Genomic DNA, 13,064 nt, shown 5'->3' on the forward strand with positions numbered 1-13,064 from the left:
TTACATTCTGGCATATATCGTGTAAATGCGCTAATATTTAACGGTAAAGCCGTCGTAGAACGACGGGGTTTCAGACCCAAATTTTCGATGAAAAAATTGCCGCTAATCCTATCGGTGGGGAGTGTCGCTTTATTGTTGGTGGGATGTCCAGCTTCTGACCAAGCTAATCAATCCCCACCGCCTACCCAAGAAGCCCCCACCCCCTCTCCTAGTCCCCCGGCTGCCCAACCACCCGCCTTTAGCGGTGCTGTGCAACCGGCTACCAAACCAACCACCCCAAGGGTAGCGGGATTGATTCCTGCTACCGATCCTGACCAAAAACGGGCGGAAATTAATCGCGGTCGCAGCGATCCCTTTGCCCCCTTTCCCCTACAGCCAAATATTACGATTATAGAGGAAGAAAAACCCCCTGCTGGGACTCCGGCGGCTACCGCGGCCGCAGCAGGGGGCAATCGTCCCACCCCCGCGGCCGCAGTAGGGGGCAATCGTCCCACCCCCGGACGACCGATAGTGAAAGAGCCGCCACCACCACCGCAACTGACGGAAGCAGAAGAAGTGCAAGTATCGGGCATCGTCCAATTACCTAGCACTCCTATGGCGATCGTGAAAGCCCCCGGAGAAGCCACGGAACGTCGAGTTATCCCCGGTTCTACCCTCTCTAATGGTTTAATTTTAGTTAAAGCGATCGATACTAATCCCGATAACCCCTATATTGTCCTACAACAACGCGGTCAAACTATTACCCGTCGTTTAGGGGATGGTGTCCCCGAACCCGCCGCCGCACCGCAAGCCTCGATCAGCTATAATGTTTCCGAATCAGGAGAGTAAAACCCGTGCGATCGATTGCTATTCAACAAAAACAAACCATTATTTATCCGCGAATGCCCTTGGCTATCTATCGGGAGTTAGCCAGTCATTTAGAACAGGTTCAAGGGGTCGAAACCCACCTCACTCCCCAGCAGTTCCAACAATTCGATTATCACCAAAGTCAGATCGGTAGTCTAGAAATTAACTATACCGAGGCTTTTCAGGAAAGCGATCGCTCTTTGGTGACGGCAATTCTCGATTATTATGCCCAACGTCACGGCTCCTATCAGCTTTCCTAAGCTTTCTCTCCTCACCTTTTCCCCGATTACCGAATTTCTTCTTAAAAACTAAAAGTATTTTATAGGAGTTATCTTAATGCTGGGGATGATGCCAAATCCCGTCATACTTCATCTAAATTTATCTGTCAATACCGCTTCATTTTATGGACAAGAACAAGGGGATAAAAATTAAAATCTTTCTGATTTTAAGCCACCGACGACCAGTGGTAGTCACTGATAACTGATAACTGATAACTGATAACTGATAACTGAAATGACCCTACCCAATTCCCTAGAAGAAACAATCCTGCAAGCAAAAGCCGCCACCCAACTGGCTCTAGAATCGGGAGCTAGACGCGTACAAGTGGAATTAGTTATCCCAGAAATTGCTCTACAAGCGCAAGCTTTAGCCCTTGATTTTAGCTCTATTTTTGACAGTTATGGTTCTGGTTTAAGGGTAATTTTTCCCGATACTGGGGCCGCCATGTTAGCTCGACGGGATTGGGGAGAAACAGTTTTTCAACTGGGAGATTTAGGTAGTCGTTTTATTCCCATCGAAAACAAAATTAAGCCCGAAGATGAAGCTTTTTTAGTTGTTTGTCCCTCCTCGGTCGAGATTAATTCCGTAGAAAAACTCTGTTACCTTGCCGAAGAGCGCCCCGTGGTTCTTCTGATTCCCCAATTGGAAGATGTATCGGTAGTAGGTATCGGTTACGCGGCCCGACAATTGCGAGAAAGATTTTTAAGTACCCTAGAAAGTTGTTATTATTTTCGTCCCTTGGAATCAGCGATCGTTTATCGTTCCTATCCCTCTTTGTGGCAAGTTTGGCTAGAAAAAGAAAACGGTTACGAGTTAATTTCCGAACAACCCACTAAACCCATGGGCGAAGCTTTAGAAAATCTGATTCTGAAAGCTTCTAGTAATACTCCTAATGATAGTTCTAATCCTGCTAATAAAGCCAAAAAGTCCGGTTTATTTGCCACTATGGGACGCTTCTTAAAAGCATTGCAACAGTGACATACTCCCCCCGTCAAGTTAGGCTGTGACGGGAGATTCTTGACCCATTGCTGTTAGAAATTCCTTGCTTCGACGGATTGACCTCGATTGCAACTTTTGTTCTTCTATTTTAACCGATCATTTGGCAATGCTATAATAAAATTAATCGGTAGTTTCCCTAGAGGTAAACTTTTATGATCGTCAATAAGCGAGAACTCAAGCAAGCCTTAAATCGGGTGTACTTGAAAATTAAACCTGATACTGAAACAATTCAGGTTTTTAAAGCTAATTTGGCGCGATTGTTGGAGCAATGTGACAGCAAAAAGTCTGAAGAGTTTAATAAAAATTTGCTGATAGATTTTTTGAAAAATACCTATTATACTGATCGCTATTTTATCAATACAAAAGAGCGCATTGATCTGGTGATTCATAATAACCAGGATGTTAAAAGTCCAGTGGGAATCATTTTTGAGACGAAGAAACCTACTCGGACAATAAATGCAGAAATGCCAAGACTGGATCATCTCAATACTAAGGCTTTTCAGCAGTTAGTTTTATATTTTCTCCGCGAAAGGGTGACGGATAAAAATCTTGATATTAAACACTTGATCGTGACAAATATTTATGAGTGGTTTATTTTCGATGGGAAGATTTTTGAGGAGTTATTTTTTGCTAATAAGGCTCTAGTTAACCAGTTTTGCGATTTTGAAGAAGGGAGACTGAGTAGTACGAAAACGGATTTTTTCTATCAACAAATTGCCGAACCAGCCATCACTAAAGTTATTGAGCAAATTAAGTTTACTCATTTTGATCTGCGAGAACTGGAAAATTTAGATTGGATTGATATTTACAAGATTCTTTCGCCAGAGCATTTACTTAAGTTACCTTTTGTTAATGACAGTAATACTTTAAATAAGCCTTTTTATAATGAGCTTTTGTATATTATTGGTTTGACGGAAGTTAAGGATAAAGGGAAAAAATTAATCGGACGAATGAAAGAAGGCGATCGCTGTGATGGTTCACTGATTGAAAATGCGATTAGTCGGTTGGATAGTTTAGATAAAATTGCACAACTAAAAAATCCTGAAGAGTTTGGAACTACGGATGAGGAACGGCTTTTTAATGTGGCGTTGCGGTTATCAATTAATTGGATTAATCGGGTTTTGTTTCTCAAATTATTGGAAGCGCAGTTAATTAAATATCATCAAGGCGATCGAGATTTTGCCTTTCTGAATTTGGCGAAAGTTCCCAGTTATGATGATCTCGATAGTTTGTTTTTTGATGTGTTAGCTAGGGAGACAAATAAGCGCGAGGCTAAGGTTAAAACGACTTTTGCTCATGTACCTTATTTAAATAGTTCGCTATTTGAGCCAACGGATACGGAACAGCAAACGATTGTCATTGGCAATTTGCGGGAGCGAACTTTACCCATTTTTGCAGGTACGGTGCTAAAAGATAATCAGGGTAATAAGCGAGTAAGTGAGTTGAATGCTTTAGCTTATTTATTTGAGTTTTTGGATGCTTATAAATTTGATCGAGATGAGTTAGAAAATCCTCAAGAAGATAGCGAAAAGTTAATTAATGCTTCGGTGTTGGGGTTAATTTTTGAAAAGATTAATGGTTATAAAGATGGTTCTTTTTATACACCGAGTTTTATTACCATGTATATGTGTCGGGAAACGATACGACGAGCGATTGTACAGAAGTTTAATGAAGTAAAAGGCTGGAATTGTCAAACTTTAGATGATTTGTATGAACGAATTGAGGATAAAAAAGAGGCGAATACTATTATTAATAGTCTAAAGATTTGTGATCCGGCGGTGGGTTCGGGACATTTTTTAGTTTCGGCTTTAAATGAGATAATTGCGATTAAGAGTGAGTTACGGGTTTTATTAGATAGTTCGGGTAAGTCCTTAAAAGATTATCGGGTAGAGGTGCGAAATGATAAGTTACTGGTTTACGATGATGAGGGGAATTTATTTGCTTATCATCCCCATAATAAAGAAAAGCAACGGGTACAGCAAGCCTTATTTCATGAGAAACAGACGATTATCGAGGGGTGTTTATTTGGGGTGGATATTAACCCTAATTCCGTGACGATTTGTCACTTGCGGTTATGGATTGAGCTTTTAAAGAATGCTTATTATCGAGAAGATGGCAATTTGGAAACTTTGCCAAATATTGATATTAATATCAAGTGTGGTAATTCTTTGATTAGTCGCTTTGCTTTGGATGTGGATGTTAAACAGGTTTTACAGAAGCAGAAGTTTAGTATTGAGGAATATCGCAATGCGGTACAGACTTATCGCAATGCAGAAACTAAGGGACAAAAGCGGCAGATGGAAACGCTGATTGCTAAGATTAAGGCTGGTTTTAGTGCTAATTTATTAATTGGTGATCCTAAGAAGGTGAAGTTACGTCAATTACAAGGGGAGCTTTATAATCTGGAAAATCAGGGTTTATTGTTTGAGGAGACTAAGACGGAGCAAAAAGCGCGGGAGAAAAAAGTTACTAAGTTAAATAATGAGATTGATAAGCTAACTGCTGAAATTGCAGATATTGAAAGCGGTAGGCTGTATGATAATGCTTTGGAATGGCGGTTTGAGTTTCCCGAAGTGTTGAATGATGATGGTGATTTTGTTGGGTTTGATGTGGTGATTGGGAATCCTCCTTATATTTCAATACAAGATTTAAAAAAATCTAATTCTTTGGTTTGTGATTATTATTCTAAAAATTATCAAACAGCAAAAAAAGGTAACTTTGATATTTATCTTCCTTTCGTTGAAAAATCATTAAGCTTGTTAAATTCGCACGGTATAGTTGATTTTATAATGCCTTCTCTTTGGATTTATAACGAGTATGGAAAACCACTAAGAAGCTTAATGATTAAATCTCATTATTTATTAAGATTTCTAGATTTTGGCTCTACCCAAGTTTTTATTGATGCAACTATTTATACTGCTTGTCAACAATTTAGTAAAGAACCTAGACCTTTTTTTAGATATTTAAAAACAGAAGCTGGTAACTTTGAGACTGAAGGATTTTCGGAAATTTATTTTTCTAGCTTAAATGAAAATAATTGGAGTTTGGGAAAAGAACATATTTTGTTAATCAAAGAAAAGCTTGAGTTAAATTCAAAACCTTTAGGTGAAATAGCGCAAATTTTTGTTGGGATTCAAACAAGTGCAGACAATATTTATCATTTACAAAAAATTTCGCAAGGAATATATTTTTCAAAAATACTAGATAAAGAAGTTGAAATTGAAGACTCTATCATGAAACCACTAATTTCAGGAACAGATGCCAAACGGTATAAAATTCCAAATACAAATAAATATTTGCTTTATCCTTATGAAGCGCATGATACTTTTGCTTTGTTTGACATTAACTTGTTGAGAAATAAATATCCAAAAGCTTTTAGATATTTAAAAGATAATGAAGCTATTTTAAGAAGTCGAGAAAAAAATAAATTTAATAATGATTATTGGTATCAATTTGGAAGGAACCAAAATATTGATAAGCAACATTACTCTAAAATAGGAGTTGCTCAAACTGTCTCTGATTTACAATGTTTTCTTGATGAAAAAGGAAATTTTTTCTTAAATAACGTTCGAGTTAATGGAATTAAACCTATCAATGAAAATGAAGTAGATATAAAATATTTATTGGGTATTTTAAACTCTAAAGTTGCAAATTTTTATTTTAAGTTAGTTGGCAAGCCAAAAGATAATGGTTTTTTTGAAGCGAATAAACAATTTATTTCGCCAATTCCCATTAAAATTGTAGATCACAAATATCAAATAAAAATTAAATTATTGGTTGACAAAATTCTCACCGCAAAAAAAGACGATCCTACTGCTGACACAAGCGAATTAGAAAAGCAGATTGATCACTTAGTTTACAAACTCTATCAACTCACCTATAATGAAGTAAAAATCATTGATCCAGAATTTGCACTAACAGAACAAGAATATCTGGAATTACCCTAATTTATTCTCCGTTTTGCCTTTTGCCTCGTCTGGCCCAAGCAATTTAAATGCTTGACAGCTTAATTTCCGGCCAACTAGCTACCACCGAGGCCAATTTATCCAAATCTCGACGATCTTCGATAAAGGGAAAAACACCTAAAACTGGACAATTAGTCAAGGATTGAATTAAATCGATCGGTGTTAACTGCTCTATTTCCGTCTCCGTGCGCGGTTCGAGACAATTAAGGATAATTCCGCCCAAATTCACCTTTTTCTGCTCTGCTAGGGCAATATTAGCCACCGTTTGGGAAATTGCTCCCAATTTCACCGGCACCACTAAAAGAGTTTTTAACCGCCATTGAGCCGCTAAATCCGCCACAGTTAGCTCGTGGGTGACAGGACAACCTAAACCCCCTAAACCCTCAATTAAAACCAAATCTTGGCTTTTTTGTAGGTTCAGCAGAGCTTGCCACACTGTCCCTAAAGGAATATCTCGACCTTCCAAATCAGCAGCCACAGGAGGCGCTAAGGGTGCTTGATATTGCAGCGGTGTGATCATTTCTAATTGACCCTGAAATAAACCCTCATACCATTCTCGATCGCCTTGACCAGTCTGCATTAATTTCATCAGCCCCAGGGCCTTCGATGGATAGTATTTTTGCCAATAAGCCACTAAAGCAGTGGTGACAACGGTTTTACCCGCATCGGTATCCGTAGCCGTAATCAAAAGACTATTCATAAAACTACCGGGCTAAGTCAAGATCAGGTGAAATCACCAATATTTATCATCTTATCTCCCTTATCCCCACTTCCCCACTTCCCACTTCCCCACCACCCCACTTCCCCCCGCAACGCGCACGCAGTGACCACCCCACTTCCCCACTTCCCCACTTCCCCAGATATTGCATGGGTAAGATGCAAAAAGAAAAAAAACTGCGGCCAAAAAGGTGAGATGGAATACACTAAAAGTATAAGGTTATCAATTTTGCTATTTTTCCAGTTGCATCCTAGGCAACAGAATTGCAATTATCCCTCTAGTTAGAAATTGGACGGTTTGCCCTGTGGTTTCATCACTTCCCAAGCCCAATGACTCTTTAACAACGGTTCCCCAGCGTTGTTCTGGTGCTTATGCCTTGATGGACAGTCTCAAACGTCATGGTGTTAAGCACATCTTCGGTTATCCCGGTGGTGCGATCCTACCCATCTATGACGAACTCTACCGCTTTGAAGAACGGGGAGAATTACAACATATCTTAGTGCGCCACGAACAAGCGGCCGCCCATGCCGCCGATGCCTACGCTAGGGCCACCGGCAAAGTGGGAGTCTGTTTCGGTACTTCCGGCCCCGGGGCGACCAATTTGGTGACAGGCATCGCTAACGCACACATGGACTCCATCCCGATGGTGATTATCACCGGTCAGGTGAGTAGGGCGGCCATCGGTTCCGATGCTTTCCAAGAAACCGATATCTATGGTATTACTCTCCCGATTGTTAAACATTCCTATGTGGCGAGAAATGCCCGCGAAGTAGCGAGAATCGTCGCTGAAGCCTTCCATATCGCCAGTACAGGACGACCGGGACCGGTTTTAGTCGATATTCCCAAAGATGTCGGTTTAGAACCATGCGATTATATCCCCGTCGAACCGGGAGATGTGAAACTAACCGGTTATCGTCCCACGGTTAAGGGCAATCGCCGTCAAATCGAGGCCGCTTTACACCTCTTGGAAACCGCCGAAAAACCTTTACTGTACGTTGGTGGAGGTGCGATCGCAGCGAATGCCCACGCCCAAATTGCCGAGTTTGCCGAGCGTTTTCAGTTACCCGTCACCACCACGTTAATGGGTATCGGTGCTTTTGATGAACATCATCCCCTCTCAGTGGGAATGTTAGGAATGCACGGCACTGCCTACGCTAATTTTGCCGTGACCGAGTGTGATTTATTAATTGCCGTCGGCGCTCGTTTTGATGACCGAGTAACCGGGAAATTGGACGAATTCGCCTCGAAAGCTAAGGTAATCCATGTGGATATAGACCCCGCGGAAGTGGGCAAAAATCGCGCCCCTGACGTGCCGATTGTCGGGGATGTGCGGGTAGTTTTAGAACAAATACTCCAAAAAGCCAGAGAATTTGATTATCCCACTAATTCCGATCGCACCCAAGCTTGGTTAGCCAAGATTGAGCGCTGGCGACAAGATTATCCCCTGCAAGTACCTCGACCGGAAGGCAGACTTTCCCCCCAAGAAGTGATCGTTGAGGTGGGTCGTCAAGCACCCCACGCCTACTATACCACCGATGTGGGCCAGCATCAGATGTGGGCGGCCCAATTCCTCAAAAATGGACCCCGACGTTGGATTTCCAGCGCGGGATTGGGGACGATGGGTTTTGGTTTACCCGCTGCTATGGGGGCCAAGGTGGCCATTCCCGATGAGGAGGTCATTTGTATTAGTGGTGATTCCAGTTTCCAAATGAATCTACAGGAATTAGGCACCCTAAGTCAATTTAATATTCATGCCAAGACGATTATTATTAATAATGGTTGGCAGGGTATGGTACGTCAATGGCAAGAAGCTTTCTATGGGCAACGTTATTCTAATTCCAATATGGAAGTGGGAATGCCAGATGTGGAACTGTTAGCCCAAGCTTACGGCATTAAAGGCATTACTATTCGCCATCGAGAGGAATTAGCCGCAAAAATTGCCGAAATGTTGGCCCATGAAGGTCCAGTTTTGGTCAATGCGATCGTGACTAAAGACGAAAATTGTTATCCCATGGTCGCCCCCGGCCAAAGTAATGCCCGTATGATTGGTTTACCGAAAATTGTCACCAAGGGTTGTGAAATGCTCGATTGTCCCAGTTGTGGCGCGGTTAACAGTTGGAATAATAAATTCTGTCCTGAATGTGGGGCGAAATTGTAGCCGAAAATTGTTAATTAATTAACCAGCCTCCGTTATACTTAACGGAGGTTTTTGGCTTTTTCTCTACTATTTAAACATCATAGAAATTGTCAAACAGAAGCAATGGCAGCCCTAGAAGAAGCTTTAGAAAAAGAAGCGCAAAACTCGATCGCCACCGTGATTAAATTAGCAATATCTCAGTGACAACGGCAAGAGGCTGACATCAACACCATTGACGACAATGAGAAGGACAACCTAAAATCTTTTCGCTAATTTTGCCATAGACTGCACCCTTTGCTTCTAGAATGGGCTATTGCGGCTAGACCCGAATATTGGTCTAGCATTTGCCCGTAGACTGAAAAAAGCACGTTATAAAGATTATGGCCAAAGTTCTGGTATCCGATTCGATCGATCCGGTAGGAGTAGAAATTCTGTCACAGGTTGCCCAAGTGGACGTGAAAACAGGACTATCCGCCGGGGAAATCATTCAAATTATCCCCGAATACGACGCACTGATGCTCCGTTCCAGTACCCGCGTCACCAAAGAAATCGTCGAAGCGGGCAGCAAACTGCAAATTATCGGCCGCGCAGGGGTAGGAGTCGATAATATCGATGTTCCCGCCGCTACTCGTCAGGGTATTATTGTCGTTAACTCTCCCGAAGGTAACACGATCGCCGCTGCCGAACACGCCTTGGCCATGATGTTATCCCTCTCCCGTCATATTCCTGATGCCAATCAGTCGGTAAAAGCGAATAAATGGGAAAGAAATCGCTTTATCGGCACAGAAGTTTATAAAAAGAACCTAGGAGTCGTTGGTTTAGGTAAAATTGGCTCCCACGTCGCCGCCGTTGCCAGATCCCTAGGCATGAAAATTCTCGCCTACGATCCCTTTATTTCCAAAGAACGCGCCGATCAACTCGGTTGCACCCTGGTGGATCTGGAACTACTCTTTGCCGAGTCCGATTTTATCACCCTCCACGTCCCGAAAACTCCCGAAACCCAGCATCTCATCGGTCGGGAAACCCTCGCAAAGATGAAACCCACAGTCCGCATCATTAACTGTTCCAGAGGCGGCATTATCGACGAGTTGGCTTTAATTGAAGCCCTCGAATCCGGTAGAATCGCTGGGGCAGCCTTGGACGTATTTGAACAGGAACCTTTAGGCGAATCTAGATTAAGAGAATTATCTAACGTCATCCTCACTCCCCACCTAGGCGCATCGACTACGGAAGCACAGGTTAATGTGGCTATTGATGTGGCCGAACAAATTCGCGATGTCCTCCTCGGTTTGCCAGCGCGTTCGGCCGTTAATATCCCCGGACTAACTCCTGATGTTATGGAAAAACTGCGCCCTTACCTGCAATTAGCGGAAACTATGGGGAATCTCGTCAGTCAGTTGGCAGGAGGTCGCTGTGACTCGTTAAATGTCCGTTTACAGGGAGAATTGGCCACTAAAGACAGTCAACCTCTGGTGGTAGCGGCAATTAAGGGTTTACTTTCCCAAGCCCTCCGGGAACGGGTAAACTATGTTAACGCGGCGATCGAAGCTAAGGAACGCGGTATCCGGGTAATCGAAACCCGGGATGCTTCCACCCGCGACTATTCGGGATCGATTCATTTGGAAGCTAATGGTTCTATGGGGACACATTCCGTTACCGGAGCGCTGTTAAGTACGGGAGAAATCCGCATTACTGACCTCGATGAGTTCCCAATTAACGTGCCACCGAGTAATCATATGTTATTCACCCTTCACCAAGATATGCCCGGTATTATCGGCAAAATTGGCGCACTTTTAGGCAGTTTTAATGTCAACATCGCCAGTATGCAGGTAGGACGCAAAATTATTCGCGGTGACGCAGTTATGGCCCTGAGTCTCGATGATCCTTTACCAGAAGGTCTTCTCTCGGAAATTACTAAAGTCCCCGGTATCCGTGATGCTTACACGGTAAAACTCTAGATTAAATCAGTTATCAGTAAACAGTAAACAGTAAACAGTAATAAGTGAAAAGAAAGCTCCGAACTTGCCACTTAATACTGTTGACTGAAAACTCAAATCTGATAACTGATCCCTAATCACGGATAACTGAATATATGTCTAATAGTTGGTGGGAAATTACGGTTTTGTGCGAACCTAGTCTCGAAGAAACGGTTTTCTGGAGACTGGAAAATTTTGGCTGTTCGGGAACGGCCACGGCTAAAAAACAATCCTCTTTAGAGATTAAGGCCTATATACCAGAAATTAAAGCGCAATTGCCCGATTTAGAGGCACTAAGCCTCTGGTTAAAGCAGGATGCTTTGATTTTAGGTTTTCCCGAACCTGTCACCAATTGGCAGTTAATAGACGAGGAAGACTGGGCCAGCAGTTGGAAACAACATTGGCAAATTAGCGAGATCGGCGATCGCTTTTTGATCTGTCCTGCTTGGTTAAATCTCCCCGAAAATAACCAGAGATTGGTGATTAAAATTGACCCCGGTTCCGCTTTTGGCACGGGAACGCACCCCACCACCCAATTATGTCTAGAATCCCTAGAAATGCGTTTAAGTAGCAATCCAGAGAATAAAATTATCGCTGATATCGGTTGTGGTTCTGGCATACTGGCGATCGGAGCGATTTTATTAGGAGCCAAAAAAGTTTATGCTGTTGATACAGATCCGCTGGCGGTGAACGCGACGCACAGTAATCGCCATCTCAACCGAATTAACCCCGAAAATTTAGCTATTAATCAGGGTAGTGTCGAGGAGTTATTAGAATTAATTCCCGATGGTGTCGATGGCATCGTTTGTAATATTTTAGCCGAGACAATTATCGCTTTAATGCCCGAAATCACCCGTCTGGCAAAACCCACCACTTGGGGAATTTTAAGCGGCATCCTCGTCACCCAAGCACAAGCAGTTACAGATATTTTAGAACCCCAAGGCTGGACAGTGGCTGCTCTGTGGAAACGTCAAGAATGGTGTTGTCTGCAAATTCGTCGCACTGTGGACTAATAGACATCTCCAATAATCAAGATTTTAGCCCAGTAGATCAGGCTTCTAGCCTGATTTCTGGAGATGTCTCCTGAATACTGACTCCTGATGTCTGAACGAGTACGGAGGGAGTCGAACCCCCGACACCCAGGACCGGAACCTGGTGCTCTATCCTCTGAGCTACGTACCCACAATAAAATACTATTATATTATACCACTAGCCGATGCAGTAGATCAGAAATTCCTATGACTAGCGATCGCCCTTTAAAACTACTGATCAGTAACGATGACGGCATTTCCGCCCTAGGAGTCCGCACCCTCGCTAACACCCTCGCTACTGCGGGCCATCAAGTCACCGTAGTTTGTCCCGACGGCGAGCGCTCTGCTACCGGTCATGGCTTAACCTTACACCATCCCATCCGGGCCGAACAGGTGGAAGGAATTTTTCATCCCGATGTGATTGCTTGGTCCTGCTCGGGAACTCCCGCCGATTCGGTGAAATTTGCCCTTAGTGCCGTCCTGAAAGAGCGTCCCGATTTAGTTTTAGCTGGCATTAACCACGGGTCTAATCTCGGCACCGATATCCTCTATTCTGGCACGGTTTCCGCAGCCCTGGAGGGCTTAATCGAGGGTATTCCCAGTATTGCTTTTAGTCTGGCTAGTTTTAAAGCCTGTGATTTCCAACCGGCCGCCGATTTTGCCCTCACTTTAGTCAGGAAAGTTGCCCTTAACCCTTTTCCTATTCCCACTTTACTCAATGTTAACGTCCCGCCGGTTAGTAGTGGCGAAATCAAGGGGGTGAAAATCACTAGGCAAGGATTGCGACGCTACGAAGAAACCTTCGAGAAAAGACTGGATCCTAGGGGTAAAAGTTATTACTGGTTAATTGGGGAAGTAGTCGAAGATATCGAACAACCGGACTATACCCATTTACCCCCAGAAGTGCCTACGGATGTGCGCGCTATTGGCGAGAATTTTATCACCATCACGCCCCTACAATATAATTTAACTGATGTGCAGGGTTTTCAACATTTGCACCGGAATTCTTGGTTTGATTGAGGATCATCGAAAATTTTGGGTCTGAAACCCCGTCGTTCTACGACGGCTTTACCGTTAAATATTAGCGCATTTACACGATATATGCTAAAATGT

Annotated in this window: 10 protein-coding genes and 1 tRNA gene; 9 read left to right on the plus strand and 2 right to left on the minus strand. The window is 43.0% G+C overall.

Annotated elements, in window-relative coordinates; genetic code table 11:
* Positions 1–87 precede the first annotated feature (87 nt).
* The 4 genes from BGL89_RS05640 to BGL89_RS05655 all read left to right on the plus strand — a co-directional run bounded on the left by BGL89_RS05640 (position 88) and on the right by BGL89_RS05655 (position 6,071).
* Positions 88–828, plus strand: a complete 741-nt coding sequence (locus BGL89_RS05640) for a hypothetical protein (protein ID WP_286824868.1) — start codon at positions 88–90, stop codon at positions 826–828.
* A 5-nt stretch (positions 829–833) separates the two neighbouring features.
* Entirely contained in the window at positions 834–1,106 is a 273-nt protein-coding gene (locus BGL89_RS05645) for a hypothetical protein (RefSeq protein ID WP_286824859.1), read from the plus strand.
* 253 nt (positions 1,107–1,359) lie between these two features.
* Complete coding sequence (locus tag BGL89_RS05650; protein ID WP_286824860.1) at positions 1,360–2,103, plus strand: DUF1995 family protein; 744 nt, start codon at positions 1,360–1,362, stop codon at positions 2,101–2,103.
* A gap of 173 nt (positions 2,104–2,276) precedes the next feature.
* Entirely contained in the window at positions 2,277–6,071 is a 3,795-nt protein-coding gene (locus BGL89_RS05655) for a type IIG restriction enzyme/methyltransferase (RefSeq protein ID WP_286824861.1), read from the plus strand.
* A gap of 43 nt (positions 6,072–6,114) precedes the next feature.
* Here BGL89_RS05655 and bioD read toward each other — a convergent pair whose 3' ends face one another.
* Positions 6,115–6,789, minus strand: coding sequence for a dethiobiotin synthase (gene bioD, locus BGL89_RS05660; RefSeq protein ID WP_286824862.1), 675 nt, complete (start codon positions 6,787–6,789; stop codon positions 6,115–6,117).
* 322 nt (positions 6,790–7,111) lie between these two features.
* Here bioD and ilvB point away from each other — a divergent pair, with 322 nt between their 5' ends.
* The 4 genes from ilvB to prmA all read left to right on the plus strand — a co-directional run bounded on the left by ilvB (position 7,112) and on the right by prmA (position 11,933).
* On the plus strand, positions 7,112–8,965 hold the full coding sequence (gene ilvB, locus BGL89_RS05665; RefSeq protein WP_286824863.1) for a biosynthetic-type acetolactate synthase large subunit: 1,854 nt from the start codon (positions 7,112–7,114) through the stop codon (positions 8,963–8,965).
* 51 nt (positions 8,966–9,016) lie between these two features.
* Positions 9,017–9,148 carry a hypothetical protein gene (locus BGL89_RS05670; protein ID WP_286824864.1) on the plus strand — a complete coding sequence of 44 codons (132 nt, stop codon included), beginning with the start codon at positions 9,017–9,019 and terminating at the stop codon, positions 9,146–9,148.
* Between the two features lie 176 nt (positions 9,149–9,324).
* Complete coding sequence (gene serA, locus BGL89_RS05675) at positions 9,325–10,902, plus strand: phosphoglycerate dehydrogenase (protein WP_286824865.1); 1,578 nt, start codon at positions 9,325–9,327, stop codon at positions 10,900–10,902.
* Positions 10,903–11,036: 134 nt separating this feature from the next.
* Entirely contained in the window at positions 11,037–11,933 is an 897-nt protein-coding gene (gene prmA, locus BGL89_RS05680) for a 50S ribosomal protein L11 methyltransferase (RefSeq protein WP_286824866.1), read from the plus strand.
* A 96-nt stretch (positions 11,934–12,029) separates the two neighbouring features.
* Here the strand turns inward: prmA and BGL89_RS05685 are convergent.
* Positions 12,030–12,102, minus strand: a tRNA-Arg gene (locus tag BGL89_RS05685).
* Between the two features lie 56 nt (positions 12,103–12,158).
* Here BGL89_RS05685 and surE point away from each other — a divergent pair.
* Complete coding sequence (surE, locus tag BGL89_RS05690; RefSeq protein WP_286824867.1) at positions 12,159–12,971, plus strand: 5'/3'-nucleotidase SurE; 813 nt, start codon at positions 12,159–12,161, stop codon at positions 12,969–12,971.
* Positions 12,972–13,064: the final 93 nt, after the last annotated feature.

Origin of the sequence: Microcystis sp. LSC13-02 (assembly GCA_002282935.1) — a bacterium.
Classification (GTDB): domain Bacteria; phylum Cyanobacteriota; class Cyanobacteriia; order Cyanobacteriales; family Microcystaceae; genus Microcystis.